Below are 16,023 nucleotides of genomic sequence, written 5' to 3' on the forward strand. Positions count from 1 at the left end.
CCAAAGTCGCGTCCAATTTGGCGGCCTGCGACTGGGACACCTTGAGCTTGCAGGATACGGTCAGGACTTGGGTCATGGTTCTATTGTGACTTCCGCATTCCTCCCGGCACTGACCCTACGGGTACAGTGCGGGGCTCCTGCGATTTCTAGCTGACACAGGCAGGCAAGGGCGGCTGTTCGATATTCATGTCCCGCCTTGTTTGGGATGCGACGGTCAGGATGGGGATCCCTCTGTGAGGATTTGGTTAACCTTTTCTGGCCACTGGGGATCTTCAGGTGCAATCACTATGCTCTTGGGTCGGGATCCCAGTTCCCGATAGATGGGCTCCACTGCGGGAGTGCCCCGCAACTGCCAAGCTATGTCTTTGAGCTGTTGAGTGGTCAAGGTCGATAAATCAAGGATGGTCATGTGGATAGCTCCCCCTCTGGGCCAGTGAATCTCTGTAGCTTCGACCCGTTGGGCTTTACCTCAAGATAAACGGAGAGGGTGGGATTCGAACCCACGGTGGCGTCAACCACGGCAGTTTTCAAGACTGCTTCCTTAAACCGCTCGGACACCTCTCCAAATTGCCGGGATCCCCAGGCTTTACTTATGTTACGCAATGGGTTTCTGGCTGTGCAATCGCTGCCGACCACAACCCCCACAGATTTACCCGCCACTGCCGCCGGAGACCTGAGTGGACGCCTGATGGTTGCGAATGGCCCGCTTGACCAAATTGAGGAAGGCAAAGGCCCGTTGGTCGGTGGGATCCAAGCGCATCACCGCTTGAAAGGCTGCTTCCGCCTGTTGCAGAACGGCCAGATCGATTTGGCCATCCTCATCGGCTTCCAGTTGGGCCTTTTGCAAGAGGAGGGCCCCTCGATTGTAATGGGCTGCCACATGGTTGGGATCTGCCGCCAAAACGGCTTCCAGCTCTGTCAGGGCCGGATCCAGATAGCCGCTCATGCCCAGTACCCAGGCCAGCTTGTAACGAGCTTCGGTATGGGTTGGATCGGCAGCAACCGCCTGGCGAAACGCTTGGATGGCAGCCTGGAAATCGCCCGCTTGTACCGCTGCGATGCCTTCTTGGTAGCTGTCGTGAGCCATGAGCAAGTTGGGGGTTGACTGGGAAGCTGGCATGAGGAAGGGATCCCTTACCTGTAGATTAACCCTTGCCAAACGTGTTGCCCCCAATTCCCATCCTAGATGCCGAGAACAGAGCTGTGCCCCTGCCGGTTCAGCGTCTTTTCCCCCTGGGTGATGCCATCTGCAGCAGGAGAAACTGCCGCGGCAGGAGATTGGAGATTGCGCAAAGCCTGACCCCCTCAACCTGTGCCCCTTCCTAGGATGAACATAGCCATTGATTGGGTGTGAACCATGAATGCCAAACTGCTTTTCCTACCGCTGGCTTTGGGGCTGTCTGTGGCTCCGACCACCGCTGTTTTTCCGCAAACCCTAGGCATCTACCCTCCTTTACAAAGGCTGCAACTGGCCGATACTCGTCAGTTGGATGTTGGCACCCGCTCCATCATTGTCAACCCCGTTCCTTCCGACCTGCGGGTGAATCTGGAGCTGGATCGGCGCGGGTCTAACCCCATCTACCGGCCTGGCGAGCCGATTTCTATTACCCTGAGCACCAACCGCGATGCCTACGTCTACCTGTTCAGCATCCAAGCCGATGGCCGTACTCACCTGATTTTGCCCAACCGCTTTTCCGGTGGCAACGAGTTTCTGCGGGCCGGAGAAGTGCGCACCTTCCCACCGCCGGGGGCCAGCTACCGGTTGACCATCGCTCCGCCTTTCGGTCAAGCCCAGGTGTTGGCGGTGGCCTCTCCCCGTCCTCTCAACTTCCAGGAGATCGCCTCTTTCGAGCAGAGTGGATCCTTTGCCGATGTGCGGGTGCGGGGATCCCAACTGGGCAATGCCATTGCCCGCGCCATCATCGTCGAGGGGATCCCTTCCGACCAGTGGGTGACGGCCACCCGATTCTATCGGGTTGCCCCGCGCTAATCCAAGCTCTGAGACCTCAGGTGGATGGCCCGCACAGGATCCCCTTCATCGGGTATATGACCAGCCCCACCGTTCAAGCTGGGAAGGAAGTCAACCACCCCAAAGGCTGCCCAAAGATTGGGTTCATCTGCCACAATGAGAGCAGCCAAAGGTAGTCTCGGCTACGTTTCTCCTGTGCGGTTTTGGTCAGCCGTTCTATGTCCCCTTCCTCCAAGCCCCTGAGCGAGCAGATTCGCAGCATTGACGACCATCTCTCCCGCCGCCCCCTGGATCTGGATCCGGCGGGCTATTTCGTCATCTACTTGGATCGGGAGCAGAACCTCATTTGCGCCAAGTACTACAGTACGGTGATCAACGAGCGGGGGCTGGCCACCGATCCGGAGACAGGAGCTGTGATCCCGGCCAAGGGCCCCGTCAATCGATCCCCTGAACGGGTGTACGTTGGGCGCACGGCCAAAGAACTGTGTGTGCAGATCTTTGAAAAGGAGCAGGAGAGAGTGGTCTCCCAGCTCAGCCATGCGGCCTACTTGGGAAGGGAGTTTCAAAAAGCTGAAGCTGCCCTGATCTCCGGCGAGGAGTACATCCAAGACTGATCCCTTCCCAGAAAGCTCACTTTCGCAAGACTACATCATCCCTTTAGGTGCAGAGCCAGCCGCCGGCTTGGGCTCAGGCTTTTCCACCACAATCGCTTCGGTTGTGAGGTACATTCCGGCTATGGAAGCCGCGTTTTGCAGCGCTGAGCGCACCACTTTGGCCGGATCGACGATCCCCTGGGCGAACATATCCACATAGGTTCCGCTCAGGGCATCGAAGCCAAAGGGCATCTCCTTCTCCAAAACCTTTTCCACCACCACTGACCCTTCCAGACCGGCATTGTGGGCAATCTGAAAGAGAGGGGCCTGCAAGGCTCGGTAAACAATTTCTGCCCCCACCTGTTCTTCGGCATTCAACTTGGCCTTGAAAGCCGGGATCCCTTTGGAGAGGTGCAATAGCGTCGCCCCGCCGCCAGGGACGATCCCTTCTTCCACCGCAGCTCGGGTGGCATTCAGGGCATCCTCAATGCGCAGCTTGCGATCTTTGAGTTCTGTTTCAGTGGCAGCCCCCACTTTGATCACCGCCACTCCCCCGGCTAACTTGGCGATGCGTTCTTGCAATTTTTCGCGGTCGTACTCGGAATCGGTGGTTTCCAGTTGCTTGCGAATTTGAGCCACCCGCTTTTCCACCGCCGCTTTGGTGCTGCCATCGGTCACAATGGTGGTCTTGTCTTTGGTGACAGTGATCTTGCGGGCTACCCCCATCATGTCCAGAGTGACCTTATCCAACTTGATGCCCACATCCTCAGAGATGAGCTGCCCGCCGGTGAGAATGGCAATATCTTCCAGCATGGCTTTGCGCCGATCCCCAAAAGCCGGAGCCTTGACCGCCACCGCATTGAGCACCCCCCGCAGGCGGTTCACCACCAACGTGGCCAGAGCTTCTCCCTCTACATCTTCCGCGATAACCAAAAGAGGCCGACCTTCGCGGGCCACCCGCTCCAGGATGGGCACCAGATCTTGCAGGCTGGAGATCTTGTTGCTGGTGATCAGCAGATAAGCATTCTCGTACTCGGCCACCATCCGCTCCGAGTCGGTGACGAAATAGGGGGAAATGTAGCCGCGGTCGAACTGCATCCCCTCCACCACGTCCAACTCGGTTTCCAGCGACTTGGATTCTTCGACCGTGATCACCCCATCTCGCCCTACAGCATCCATAGCCTTGGCGATCATCTCTCCCACTTCGCTGTCGTTGCCGGCAGAGATGGTGGCTACTTCGGCGATGGTTTTACGGCCTTCCACAGGCTTGGCATGAGCTGCAATTTGCTCCACCAAGTAGGCGGTGGTCTTTTCAATGCCGCGTCGCAAGGCCACAGGGTTGGCACCCGCCGAGATGTTTTTGAGCCCTTCCCGCACCATGCTTTGGGCCAGGATGGTGGCTGTGGTGGTACCATCTCCGGCCACATCGTTGGTCTTAGAGGCCACTTCCCGCATCAACTGGGCGCCTGTGTTCTCCAAAGGATCGGCCAACTCAATTTCCTTGGCAATCGTGACCCCGTCGTTGACGATTTGGGGGGCACCAAACTTCTTCTCCAAGACCACGTTGCGTCCTTTGGGGCCAATCGTAACCTTGATTGCATCCGCCAGTTGGTTGATGCCCTGCTCCAATGCCTTGCGGGCCTCTTCTCTAAACAGAATCCGCTTTGCCATAGAATCCGCGATCCTCGTAAGTCTGACTGGGCTCCTACTTTGGGTACTGCCAGGCGGAGTGGGGTTCCCAGGAATCCTCCGGCTCGGCTAGCAGGGAGTTAGCACTCTAAACTCCTGAGTGCCAATCTAGCCCAAAGACGGGAGCCTGAGCAAGATGGGGCAGATCCAGAGTCACGTTTTGGCTGAGAGGGCTAGGAGTTGCCGCCGATCAGAATGTCGGGAAACTGGGCCTGGGCTTCGCTGATGGGGCGGTTGCGCCCGCCGTTTTGCCAGTAGTTGATGAGTTCGGTGGCTCGGTTGAGCAGCTCAATGCGATCCACCTCGCTGATCCAGGTTTTGCTTTCCAGCTCAGCTTTAAGCTGCTCCCAAGCGTCATCCCGCGGCCAGAAAAAGTAGTGGGTGAGGGGGCTGCGGTTTTTGGCCACCACCTGATCGACGGCAATAGCCAAATCGTTTTCCAACCAGAGGGCTTTTAGGGCGAACTTCGGCAAGGCTCTCTTCTCCTTTGGGCTACTCAACGGACGATCCGATCCTAACCAGGCAGCCTTTCATTCTGACATATGTCCTGTCCATCGGCGGGCCGAGAGCCGGAAGATGGATACGGGCTCAGCCCTGTCTGGGGGCAAAGGGCCCTAGATCACAGAGGGCTGTTTCCCCTTTCAGTACCAAGTCCCGCAGGATGGCGGCGCTGATCGGGGCCAGCAACACTCCATTGCGATAATGGCCGGTGGCAATGAGCAGATTGGCGTAGCCAGGAGCCCAACCCAGGATGGGGGCGCGCTGTCCCACCGGTCGAGGCCGATGGCCGGCCCAATGCTCCAACAAAGTCGCTGCGGCCAAGGCCGGGCAGAGCCTGATGGCACGGGCCAACAGATCTTGTAGCGCCAGCAGCGTCGGCTCGGGATGGGGGGCCTGAAACTCCACTGTTGACCCCACCCACAGGGATCCATCCCCCAGGGGAACCAGATGCAGATCCGCGTCGGTGACCACGGGCCCCAGGGGGATCCCGGGGGCTTTGACCCGCAGGGCCTGACCTTTGACCGCTTGCAGCGGCACCTGCAGCCCCAGCTCTTTGGCCAGAGGAGAGCTGCCCAGACCTGCCGCCAGGATGACGTGCCCTGCCGAGAGGGTGAGAGCGGGCGTGTAAACCGTTTGCAGGCGAAAGGGGGGATCCGAGCTGCGCTGAATCTTCTGGACAGGCTGGTGGAAGAAAAAGCGGGATCCCTTGCGTTGGGCTGCTTCCAAGAGAGCCTGGGTTAGGAGCTTGGGTTGGACTTGTCGATCCTGGGGAGAGTAGATGGCCGCCGCCAGGTCGCTGCGCAGGCCGGGCTGCAGGGATCCCACTTCGGCAGGGCTGAGCAGATCTAGGCGGTAACCTGCTTGTCGGCGGGCCGCCAGGGTCTCTTGCCAAGCTTCCACTTCCTCCTCCCTGAGGAGTTTGAGAATGCCGCGCCGATTGACGGGCAAACTCCGGCCCAGGTCTTCCTCCAGCCGCGCGATTAGGGGATCGAACAGCTCCAGGCTTTTTAGACGCAACTGCACCACCTCCCCGCTAGGCTGGCGGCTGCAGATCCCCATCAACACCCCCAGCGACGCGCCCGCGGCGCCTGAGGCCGGCTCCCCGGCATCCACTCCAATGACCGACAGCCCAGCTGTGGCCAATTCGTAGGCAATGGCACAGCCCACCACTCCACAGCCAATCACCAACGCATCACAGTTCAACAGCCCGACCCTCAACGGAGACGCTTTTCGTAGTGATACTCCACAGAGTTGCTGCGATCGTGCAATTCACGAATTTCCGGCAGACGCACATAGCCGAGCCGCTCATAAACCCGATGAGCCGTCGTGAAGCGAGTATCTGTCCACAGATGCAGAGAGTCCGCCTGCTGCTGCCGAGCCGCAAATTCGGCCTGTTCAATCAAACGCCGACCCAAACCCCGACCGCGCACTGTGGGCAGAGTGTAGAGTTTTTTCAGCTCCATGCGCCCAGGGATCCCATCGGGCACAAGGCCGACACAGCCGACCACTTGATCCTGATGCTGCGCCACCCAAAGGGATCCCCCCATCTCCGCGAAAGCTGTGGCAGGCTGAAGCAACTCCGGCACCTCTTCGATGTCCAATACACAGCCTGGATACTCCGCAAAGACCACTTGCAAAATGTGGAGCAGAGCCGCACTGTCCGAGTTTTCCGCGGGACGGATGTCGATCTGCATCGAGCAGCGAAGAAAAAGAAATCATCGTTAAGTAAAGCTTTCTCGATTGTACCTGGGCTTGCTCGAGGACTCTGTTTTCTCTGTTTCTCAGGGAGCAGAGGATCCCTGAGGTGAGCGGCTAAGATCACTGGCATCCCCACCCCCATCTGCCCATGGATACTGAACTGCTGGTTCCCGACGTTGCCGACCTTGTGACGGAGGACGATACCCCGGTGGATAATTTCGCCTCCGAAAAGCAGCAGCGCCTCTTGACAGGGGCTCTCTACAGCGCTTTGCGCGGCAAAACCTTTTTAGCAGCGGCAAATGTAGGCATCTACACCGCCATCGGTCGGCCCCCGATTGTGCCGGATGTTTTTCTCAGCCTGGACGTCACGGTGCCGGAGCAATGGTGGGAGAAGCAAAACCGTTGCTACCTGCTCTGGCAATTTGACAAGCCGCCGGATGTGGTGATCGAGATCGTCTCCAACCGCGAAGGCGACGAGCTGGAAGGCAAGCTGAGCCGTTATGAGCAGATGCGAGTTAGCTACTACGCGGTCTTCGATCCCAATCATGAGCTGGGGCCGGAGGAGTTGCGCATTTTCGAACTGCGGGGCCGCCACTACGCGGAAATGACCGAGACCTGGCTAGAACAGGTGGGGCTGGGCCTGACGGTGTGGGAAGGCGTTTTTGAGGGGAAACAAGCTCGCTGGCTGCGCTGGTGTGATGCCCAAGGGCAGTTGCTGCTGACCGGCGATGAACGGGCTGAGTTGGAGCGGGAACGGGCCGAGCAAGAACGCCAAAGGGCAGAGCGAGAACATCAACGGGCGGAGCGTCTGGCGGCAAGATTGCGGGCTTTGGGTGAGGATCCCGATTTGGAGAGCTGAAGCCCAGGGATCCCCTTCAGCACCCACCCTCCACTACACTCAGAGAGGGAACTGCTGCCGGAGTGGCAGGGATCGTTGGACTCACAGATGGGTTATCGCCGCCGGGATTGGTTGGCCTACTGGCTGCTCAAGTGGCTGGTGGTCAACCCCTTGTTTCGGGGACTGTATTTTGGGCGCACCTATGGGCAGGAAAACGTGCCTCGCCAGGGATCCCTCATCGTCGTCAGCAACCACGCCAGCCATTTGGATCCGCCGCTGGTGGCCAATGCGGTGCGCCGCCCGGTGGCCTTCATGGCCAAGGAAGAGCTGTTTCGGGTGCCGGGGTTGAAGCAAGCGATTCAGCTCTACGGGGCCTATCCGGTCAAAAGAGGCGGCTCCGACCGCGCTGCCTTGCGAGCCACAGAAGCAGCCTTGGCGCGGGGATGGGCGGTGGGGATCTTTTTGAATGGCACTCGTACCCCCGATGGCCGCATTCCTCACCCCCACTTGGGAGCGGCTTTGGTTGCAGCCCGCACCCAAACGCCTCTGCTGCCTGTAGCCCTTTGGGGCACGGAGAAGGTCTTGCCCAAGGGATCCCGGTGGCCGCGCTTGTTCTGCCCCATCACGGTGCGCATTGGCGACGTGATTCCCCCCCCTGCTTCCAGCGATAAGGCCGATTTGCAGCAGGTGACGGCAGAGTGCGTGCAGGCTATCCATGCCCTTTTGGATCAGGGGCGCTGAGGGTATCTTGGGCTACCAGATACTCAACAACAGGGATCCCTCCCAAGATGTGCTTTTGAAGAATCTCCTCCACCACCTCCGGCGTGACCGAGTGGTACCAAAACCCACCGGGATAGACCAGCAGCACAGGGCCGGGAACAGCATAGTCGCACGCCCGCAGGCAGTTGGCTTTGGTGCGGTGCACCCGCAGGGATCCGGCGCTCCCGATTTCCAGATCCAATTCTTTGATCCGCGATTTTAAATAGTCCCAGGCTTCCAATCCCACAGCTTTCTCACAACATTTGGGCTTAGTTTGATCCGCACACAGGAACAAATGCCACTGGTAGGGCGGAATGGGAGCCGGCTGAGGCGCTTGGCCTGGGGATCCGGTTGCCGAGGAGGGATCCAGGATAGGGGAAGAAGCGACAGGACGCGACATAACAAGATGTTTGGGCTTGGCTACAGTTGCATTATCCCCTGTTCTCTAGGTTCTTACCGATGCTGGTGGATAACCCCAAGCAGCGACTGTTTCTTGCTCTGCTTCCCCCTCCGGCCCTGCAAGAGCAGGTGACGGCCATCCAGCAAGAGTTTGCAGAGCAATTTGCCAGCCGAGCAGCTCTGCGCTCTCCCCCCCACATCACCCTGGTGCCGCCGTTCGAGTGGCCCAGTTCCGAGCTGCCAGCCTTGACGGGATCCCTAGAGGACTTTGCCAGGCGTCAGACCCCCGTCTCCATCCAGCTATCCGGCTTTGGGGCCTTCGCACCGCGCGTCATTTTTATCCATGTCGTGCCCTCCCCAGAACTGCAGCGGCTACAAGCTCAAGCCCATCACCACATGGGGATCCTTCTCAACCAGAAAGAGACAACCGCTCAGGGCCGTCCGTTCGTGCCCCACATGACCGTTGCCTTTCGAGATCTAACCCCCGCCCACTTTCGCGCCGCTTGGCCGCAGTTCAAGACCCGTTTTTTTCAAAGTTCCTTCACGGCGTCGGCTTTGACGCTTCTCCTCCACGACGGCAAGCGCTGGCAGGTTTTTGCCCAGTTCTTGATGGGAGAATGATGGGGAAGCCAACCGAAGCAGCCTACTCCACCCAGTGAGCAGCCATGTACTCGGCCAGATCCACCACCCGCTGGGAGTAGCCCCACTCGTTGTCGTACCAAGCCATCACCTTCACCAGATCCCCATCCAGCACACTGGTCATCTCCGCATCCACAATGGCCGAACAATCGTGGCCGCGATAGTCAATCGAGACCAGCGGGATGTCCGAATAGGCGAGGATCCCTTTCATCGTAGTTTCTGAGGCTTCCTTCAGGGCAGCGTTTACCTCCTCGGCAATCACGCGCCGCTCCGTCTGCACCACCAAATCCACCAGAGACACATTGGGCGTGGGAACCCGTACCGCCACCCCATTCAGCTTGCCCTTCAGCTCCGGGATCACCAAAGCCACCGCCTTGGCCGCCCCGGTAGTGGTGGGCACCATACTCAACGCTGCTGCCCGCGCCCGCCGCAGGTCACGATGGCCCCCATCCAAAATCCGCTGGTCGCCGGTGTAGCTGTGGGTGGTGGTCATGGTGGCGCGAAGGACGCCGAACTTGTCCAGCAACACCTTGATGATCGGGGCGAGGCAGTTGGTGGTGCAACTGGCATTGCTGACAATGTTGTGGCGCACCGGGTCGTAGGTGTGCTGGTTAACACCGTAGACAAACGTGGGAATGTCTCCCCCCTTGGCCGGAGCGGTGATCACCACCTTTTTGGCTCCCGCTTCTATGTGCTTAGAGGCGCCCTGGTAGTCGACAAAAACACCTGTAGCCTCGATAACAAGATCCACCTTCCACTCTTTCCAGGGCAGGTTGCTGGGGTTGCGGTCGGAAACGGCATGGATGTGCTTGCCGTTCACCACCAAACCGTTTTCTGCAGGCTCAACGTCTGCTCCCTGCAACGGCCCAAGGATGGAATCGTACTTGAGCAGGTGGGCAGCCGTGCGAGCATCTGAGGTGTCGTTGATGGCAACAATGTCCAGGTTGGACTGGGAGCGACCCAGCCAACAGCGCAAAAAGTTGCGACCAATGCGACCAAACCCGTTGATGGCTACCCTAACCACTGCTCCTGACCTCGCTGCTTGAAATCTCTTGGGGGCTGCTGCTTAGCACATGATATCGCAACCCCTGAACATTCTGAAGACAAAATTTGGGATCCAAGGGGTTGTCTTCGTGGACGTTGACCTGCAAACCTATGCGGAGCAGGGATTGAGCCTCTTTCAAGCGGGATAGCGCTGGTGCAGCAGAGCCATAGCCGAGGCTACATTTTCTACCCCTCGCTGCTCCAGCAGATCCGTGAACATACTATCCAGCCAGTAAAGGTGCTCGCTGATGATCTGGCTCCAGGCGCGGTAGAGTTTCACCTGGACTTCCAGAGGCAGCAGGATCAGCCCTTCGGTGGAAAGGCGTAGGGTTTGCACCTCGGTCATGCTCACTGCCGTAAAGGAGCGCCGCCGCCCCGTCAGCAGAGAAAGTTCCCCAAACAAGCGCCCGGCGTGCAGCGTGGCCAGCCAATAATCTCCTGGATGTCGCACGTACTGGCGACGCAGCTCCACCACTCCACTGAGGATCATGTACAGGTCACTACTGGGATCCCCCTCTTGAAAGATCACCTGGCCAGGAGAGAAGCGGCTGGGCAACAGGGCTGCCGTCAGCGCCTTCCACTCGGCATCTTCCAAAGATTGGAAGAGCAAGTGCTCGCGAACACGCTCAAACGGATAACGGGGGCTGCTCATGATGTCGGTGGGCCAGAGGGGTACCTGAGGCCGGCTCCGTTTCATCCTACCGCTGCCGGCAGGGTATTGGGAGATGGGAGAGAGTTGTCCCCAAAGAGTATCTAAGATGCAATGGAAAAGGTAGGTCGCTCCCAGGGATCCCATGCAGCCTGGCTCAATTGTCCGCTGCCGCAACCGCGAGTGGGTGGTGCTCCCCGCTGATTCAGAAGAAATTGTGGTGCTGCGGCCCCTCACCGGCACCCCAGAAGATGCGGTTTGCATTCACCGACACCTGATGAACCTTGTGGGCGGCACCTTGCCCTTCGAGCGAGTGGAGCCTACCGCCTTTCCTTGGCCCTCTGGGGATCATCCTGCCGATGCCACCAGTACCCTTCTCCTCTGGCAGGCGGCCCGGCTGATTTTACGGGAGGGCGCAACTCCCTTTCGCTCTCTGGGGCGCCTCTCGATTCGGCCACGGGTATACCAGTTTGTGCCCTTGCTCATGGCGCTGCGCCTCGATCCGGTGCGGCTATTGATTGCCGACGACGTAGGGGTGGGCAAGACCATCGAGGCGCTGCTGATAGCCAGGGAGCTTTTGGATCGCGGCGAGATCCGACGCCTTTGTGTCCTGTGCCCTCCCTATTTGTGCGAGCAGTGGGCCAGCGAGCTGGCCGAGAAGTTTAACCTGGAGCCAGTGGTCATCCGCTCGGGAACGGTGGGGCAATTGGAGCGAAAAACCCCTGTTGGGCGCAGCCTCTACGAGCACTTTCCTGTCCAGGTGGCCAGCATTGACTTCGTCAAGACCGAGCGCAACCGCCACCCATTTCTGCAATTTTGTCCTGAGCTGGTCATTGCCGACGAAGTCCATGGGGCAGCGGCGGCCCATGGCAAAAACCAGCAGGAGCGCCACAGTCTGCTCAAAGCGGTGGCCCAAAACCCCAACCGCCACCTGATCCTGCTGACGGCAACTCCCCACAGCGGTGTCGAAGAGGCGTTCCGCTCGCTGCTGGGGCTGCTGCGGCCCGAGTTCGAGACATGGGATCTCCAGGATCTCAACGAAGACCAACGCGTCCAGCTAGCCCGTCATTTTGTCCAGCGCACGCGGCGAGATATTCGGGAAACTTGGCAGGAGCTCACCTGTTTTCCAACCCGGGAAGCTGAAGATGAAACCTACACCCTTTCTGAGGGGCAGCGCAAGCTGTTCGAGGACACCTATGGGTTTTGCTCGGAATTGGTGTGCACAGGGCAGCAACTAGAGAAGCGCCAGCAGCGAGTGCGCTACTGGGGAGCGCTGGCCCTTTTGCGCTGCGTAATGTCCAGCCCGGCGGCAGCAGTAGCGGCATTGCACAATCGCAGCGGAGCAACCCTGGAGGCAGAAGAAGAGGTTGAGGCAGAACTGAGCCGCTGGGTGTTCGAGTCGGCAGAAGAGCGTACCGACGATGAGCTGCCAACGCCAGCTCTTGAAGCCGCAGACCCAACCCTGCCGGATAGCGACCGCCGCCGGTTGCAGGCCCTGGCCCGTCTGGCCAAACAGCTCCAGGGCCCAGAGCACGACACCAAACTGGCGCGGGCCATCGAGCTGGTGAAAAAGTTGCTTCAGGAAGGTTTTCATCCCATCCTCTGGTGCCGCTACGTTGCCACTGCGGAGTATCTGGACAGTTACCTTCGGCAACAGCTGGGATCCCCAGCCCAAGTAGCCTGTGTAACGGGCAGGATGGGAGACGAGGAGCGGGAGGCCAAGATCGCGAACCTGGAAGTTGACCGACCACGGGTGCTGGTGGCCACCGACTGCCTCTCGGAAGGGATCAACCTGCAGGAAAAGTTTACAGCCGTCATCCACTACGACCTGCCCTGGAACCCCAATCGGCTGGAGCAGCGGGAGGGCCGGGTGGATCGCTACGGCCAAAAGGCCAGCCGGGTCAAGGTCATCCGCTTTTTTGGCCGCGACAACCCCGTAGATGGCGTGGTACTGGAGGTGTTGCTCAACAAAGCGCGGGAGATCCACCGCACCCTGGGCACCCACGTGCCTGTGCCGGAGGCTAGCGAAAGCGTTACCCAGGCTGTGCTCGAAGCCCTCTTCCTGCGCAAGGGACACTGGTCCGCCGAGCGCCAGCTAACCCTCGATCTTGGCGTGCCGGAAGTGGATGAGTTTCACCGGCGCTGGGATCGCTCTGTCGAACAGGAGCGGCGCAACCGCACCCGTTTTGCCCAGCGGGCCCTCAAGCCTGAGGCAGTGCAGCGGGAGCTGGAGGCCACCGATGCCGTGCTAGGGGATCCCGAAGCTGTGCGCGAATTCTTCCTGGCTGCCGCCCAGCGCCTCAACCTAGCCATAACCCCAGGGAAGCGGTCGGGGGTCTACCAGGTTAGCGTCGGCTCCGAAGCCACTGCCACCTTGCCGGAAGCCATTCGCCTGGCCCTGCCCTCTCCCAAAGGCGGGCGTTGGCTAATCAGCTTCGACTCGCCCACGCCCGAAGGTGCCGAATACATTGGCCGCAACCACCGCGTCGTGGTTGCCCTGGCCCAGTTTTTGCTGGAGGAAGCCCTCGACAACCCAGAGAAAGGGGATGCTGTCGTCTCCCGCTGCGGCGCTCTACGCACCCGAGCGGTAGTTGATCTTACAACTCTACTGCTGCTGCGGGTGCGCTACCTGGTGGAGCAACCCCAGAGGCAGCCTCTCTTGGCGGAAGAGGTGCTGGTGCTAGGCGGTGTTGGCCTGGAGAGCGGCGAGGCCCGCTGGCTGGAGACGGGCGCAGCTCTCCAACTGCTGGCCACGGCCAAGCCGGATGAGAACCTACCGCTAGCGGAAAAGCGGGAGCTGGTTCAGCATCTCCTGGCCTGTCTCGGCCCGTGGCAGGAGACAGAGGAAAACTGGGGAAGGGATCACCGGCTGCAGCAGGCGGCGCGGGAGCGGATTTTGCAGCGTGCTGCTGAGCTGGAGGCTGCCCATAGGCGCATCCGCCAAGCCGTGTCCCTACAGGGGCGGGGGCTGAAGGTGAAGCCGCAGCTTCCCCCCGATCTTTTAGGACTCCTTGTTCTCCAACCGGTGGTTTGCCGATGAGCGAGTTTTCTGGGGTACGCATCGAAGGAGGCCTGTTGGGGCCCGATATTCTCGAAAAGCTGCTGGCAGGGGATCTGCCAGGACAGAAGCCAGAAGACTTCGGCTTTAACAGCAAGCGCGGCCCAGTCGAAGAGATTGCCGCGGTCTTTGCCGATTGTCGAAAGTACTGGGAGGCCTTCCAGAGCCGCCTGCAGCGCCTGCCCGAAAGCGATCTCGCCACCAGCATCACCCGCGATGCCTGGGCGATCCCCTTCTTCAGTTTGCTGGGGATCGAGGTGCGCTATCAACCGCGCGCCTGCGAGGTGGACGGAATGAACTTCCCCATCTCGCATCGCATGGGCGAGGCGGAAGACGCGCCACCGGTGCACATCGTCGGCGCGCGCCAGGAGCTGGGCCGCGTGCCGGCTTCTGGCCGGCCTCGCCTGGCACCCCACTCGCTGCTGCAGGAGTATCTCAACCGCAGCGAGCACCTCTGGGGCATTGTTACCAACGGATTGACCCTGCGCCTCCTGCGGGACTCCACCTATGTGCGTCGGCAGGCCTATGTGGAGTTTGACCTGAAGCAGATCCTAGAGGAGCAGCGGTTTAACGACTTTGCCATCCTCTTTCGGCTGCTGCACCGCAGCCGCTTGCCCCAAACGGCAGAGCTAGCAGGGGATTGTCTGCTGGAAAAGTACTACCAACAGGCCCTGGAGCAGGGTGGCCGGGTACGGGAACGGCTGCGGGAGGGGGTTGAGGAGTGCATCAGGTTGCTGGCAAATGGGTTCCTGGCCCATCCCAAGAACCAGAGGCTGAGAGCGCGGCTCTTGTCGGATCCCAGGGAGCTCTACCGCCAACTGCTGCGCTTGGTCTACCGGTTCCTGTTCCTCTTGGTTTCCGAAGAGCGGGGGTTGATGAGCAGCGCGGCGCTCTATCGCGAGCACTACAGCGTGACGCGGCTGCGGCGGTTTTTGGATCGGCAAAGTGCCCAAGACGAACACGAGGATCTCTGGTGCAGCTTGCGGGTGCTCTGGAGGGTGCTTTCCCAAGAGGAGCTGGCGGAGCTGCTGGGGGCTGCTCCTCTCAACGGAGAGCTGTTTGCCCCTCTGGAGCTGGATGAGTGCAGCCTGAGCAACCGGGATCTGCTGCAAGCCTTTTCGCACCTAGCCTACTACCGAGAAAACCCCACCTCTCCCCTTCGGCGGGTCAACTACGCGGCGCTGGATGTAGAAGAACTGGGATCCGTCTACGAAAGCTTGCTCGACTACCAGCCTCAGATTGTAACTGGGCAAGGGGCGCCTCGCTTTGAGTTGAGCTACGGCTCAGAGCGCAAGAGCACAGGCTCCTACTACACCCCGCCGGAGCTAGTGGCCGAACTCATCCGCTCGGCGCTGGAGCCAGTGATTGAAGAACGGCTGAAAGCCGCTCGCCCACCTGAGGAAAAAGAGCAAGCGATTTTGTCCATCCGTGTGTGTGATCCCGCCTGCGGATCCGGTCACTTCCTGCTTGCTGCCGCCCGCAGGTTGGGCAAGGAACTGGCAAAGCTCCGCACCGGCGAAGAGGAACCCGCCCCCGAGCGTGTCCGCGAGGCCATCCGCGATGTGGTGGCGCACTGCATCTACGGCGTGGACAAAAACCCGCTGGCGGTGGAACTCTGCCGCGTGGCCCTGTGGCTGGAGGCCCACTGCGCCGGCAAGCCCCTCACCTTCCTGGATCACCACATCAAGTGCGGCGATTCGCTGGTGGGTGTCTTGGATTTGGCGATTTTGGAAAAGGGCATCCCCGATGAAGCCTTTACCCCGGTTAGCGCTGACTCCAAGGAGGCTGCCCGCTCGCTAAAGCAGCGCAATCGCACCGAGTGCCAGAGTTTGCAAACAGGGCAGCTTTCCCTTGCTTTTGACACTGACCAGGTGGTGGCTGAGCTTAGCCAGGAGCGACAGAAGCTAGAAGCCATTCCAGACAACTCCCCGGCAGAGGTTAGCCGCAAGCAGCAGCTCTACAGCCGCTACTGCCAAGACCCGCAACACCAAAAGCTAGTGGAAGCCTGCAACCTGTGGACAGCCGCTTTTTTCCAGCCCTTGATCCCTGACTTCTCTAGGGCCATTACCACCCAAGCCGTGGCTGATCGACTGCAGGAGAGAACCCCCTCCCAGGCCCTTGCCACTGCTCAGGCCCTCGCCGTCGAGAACCGGTTTTTCCACTGGCCGCTGGAGTTCCCGGAGGTGT

At 60.0% G+C, this 16,023-nt stretch carries 16 protein-coding genes and 1 tRNA gene; 7 read left to right on the top strand and 10 right to left on the bottom strand.

Annotated elements, in window-relative coordinates; all coding sequences use genetic code 11:
• Positions 1-214: 214 nt before the first annotated feature.
• The 3 genes from NW829_RS07705 to NW829_RS07715 all read right to left on the bottom strand — a co-directional run bounded on the left by NW829_RS07705 (position 215) and on the right by NW829_RS07715 (position 1,120).
• Positions 215-409, bottom strand: a complete 195-nt coding sequence (locus NW829_RS07705; protein WP_414416804.1) for a hypothetical protein — start codon at positions 407-409, stop codon at positions 215-217.
• Between the two features lie 70 nt (positions 410-479).
• Positions 480-564, bottom strand: a tRNA-Ser gene (locus NW829_RS07710).
• Positions 565-649: 85 nt separating this feature from the next.
• A complete protein-coding gene (locus NW829_RS07715) occupies positions 650-1,120 on the bottom strand; it encodes a tetratricopeptide repeat protein (RefSeq protein WP_238376725.1) in 471 nt (156 codons plus the stop codon).
• 237 nt (positions 1,121-1,357) lie between these two features.
• On the opposite strand from NW829_RS07715, the gene NW829_RS07720 reads away from it, so the two are divergent.
• Together NW829_RS07720 and NW829_RS07725 are read left to right on the top strand one after the other, a co-directional pair.
• Positions 1,358-1,990, top strand: a complete 633-nt coding sequence (locus tag NW829_RS07720) for a DUF4384 domain-containing protein (protein ID WP_414407604.1) — start codon at positions 1,358-1,360, stop codon at positions 1,988-1,990.
• Positions 1,991-2,187: 197 nt separating this feature from the next.
• A complete protein-coding gene (locus NW829_RS07725) occupies positions 2,188-2,583 on the top strand; it encodes a DUF4346 domain-containing protein (RefSeq protein WP_414342353.1) in 396 nt (131 codons plus the stop codon).
• Positions 2,584-2,613: 30 nt separating this feature from the next.
• Here NW829_RS07725 and groL read toward each other — a convergent pair whose 3' ends face one another.
• The 4 genes from groL to NW829_RS07745 form a co-directional block, all read right to left on the bottom strand.
• A complete protein-coding gene (groL, locus tag NW829_RS07730) occupies positions 2,614-4,233 on the bottom strand; it encodes a chaperonin GroEL (RefSeq protein ID WP_414357711.1) in 1,620 nt (539 codons plus the stop codon).
• A 191-nt stretch (positions 4,234-4,424) separates the two neighbouring features.
• The gene (locus tag NW829_RS07735) at positions 4,425-4,751 is read right to left on the bottom strand and encodes a 30S ribosomal protein PSRP-3 (RefSeq protein ID WP_414330048.1); all 327 of its coding nucleotides are present in this window, start codon (positions 4,749-4,751) and stop codon (positions 4,425-4,427) included.
• A gap of 88 nt (positions 4,752-4,839) precedes the next feature.
• Positions 4,840-5,955: an NAD(P)/FAD-dependent oxidoreductase gene (locus NW829_RS07740; RefSeq protein ID WP_414416805.1), complete on the bottom strand. Its 1,116-nt coding sequence runs from the start codon at positions 5,953-5,955 to the stop codon at positions 4,840-4,842.
• An 11-nt stretch (positions 5,956-5,966) separates the two neighbouring features.
• Complete coding sequence (locus tag NW829_RS07745; protein ID WP_414413287.1) at positions 5,967-6,446, bottom strand: GNAT family N-acetyltransferase; 480 nt, start codon at positions 6,444-6,446, stop codon at positions 5,967-5,969.
• Between the two features lie 152 nt (positions 6,447-6,598).
• On the opposite strand from NW829_RS07745, the gene NW829_RS07750 reads away from it, so the two are divergent.
• Entirely contained in the window at positions 6,599-7,309 is a 711-nt protein-coding gene (locus NW829_RS07750; protein ID WP_414330056.1) for a Uma2 family endonuclease, read from the top strand.
• Positions 7,310-7,396: 87 nt separating this feature from the next.
• Positions 7,397-8,029: a lysophospholipid acyltransferase family protein gene (locus tag NW829_RS07755; protein WP_414408400.1), complete on the top strand. Its 633-nt coding sequence runs from the start codon at positions 7,397-7,399 to the stop codon at positions 8,027-8,029.
• Here the strand turns inward: NW829_RS07755 and NW829_RS07760 are convergent.
• Complete coding sequence (locus NW829_RS07760; protein ID WP_414413286.1) at positions 7,998-8,447, bottom strand: (2Fe-2S) ferredoxin domain-containing protein; 450 nt, start codon at positions 8,445-8,447, stop codon at positions 7,998-8,000. The two genes, NW829_RS07755 and NW829_RS07760, sit on opposite strands and share 32 nt — an antisense overlap.
• A gap of 59 nt (positions 8,448-8,506) precedes the next feature.
• On the opposite strand from NW829_RS07760, the gene NW829_RS07765 reads away from it, so the two are divergent.
• On the top strand, positions 8,507-9,067 hold the full coding sequence (locus NW829_RS07765; protein ID WP_414413285.1) for a 2'-5' RNA ligase family protein: 561 nt from the start codon (positions 8,507-8,509) through the stop codon (positions 9,065-9,067).
• A 22-nt stretch (positions 9,068-9,089) separates the two neighbouring features.
• Here NW829_RS07765 and gap read toward each other — a convergent pair whose 3' ends face one another.
• Positions 9,090-10,109 (bottom strand): type I glyceraldehyde-3-phosphate dehydrogenase, encoded by a 1,020-nt coding sequence (gene gap / locus NW829_RS07770; RefSeq protein ID WP_414413284.1) that lies wholly within the window; start codon positions 10,107-10,109, stop codon positions 9,090-9,092.
• Positions 10,110-10,265: 156 nt separating this feature from the next.
• Entirely contained in the window at positions 10,266-10,826 is a 561-nt protein-coding gene (locus NW829_RS07775) for a Crp/Fnr family transcriptional regulator (RefSeq protein ID WP_187147224.1), read from the bottom strand.
• A gap of 97 nt (positions 10,827-10,923) precedes the next feature.
• Between NW829_RS07775 and NW829_RS07780 the strand changes: the two genes are divergently transcribed.
• Positions 10,924-13,818 (top strand): helicase-related protein, encoded by a 2,895-nt coding sequence (locus NW829_RS07780; RefSeq protein WP_414416806.1) that lies wholly within the window; start codon positions 10,924-10,926, stop codon positions 13,816-13,818.
• A partial coding sequence (locus NW829_RS07785; protein WP_414416807.1) for a DNA methyltransferase occupies positions 13,815-16,023 on the top strand: 2,209 nt, incomplete at its 3' end. The genes NW829_RS07780 and NW829_RS07785, both read left to right, overlap by 4 nt.

Origin of the sequence: Synechococcus sp. R55.8, from assembly GCF_047461895.1 — a bacterium.
GTDB lineage: Bacteria > Cyanobacteriota > Cyanobacteriia > Thermostichales > Thermostichaceae > Thermostichus.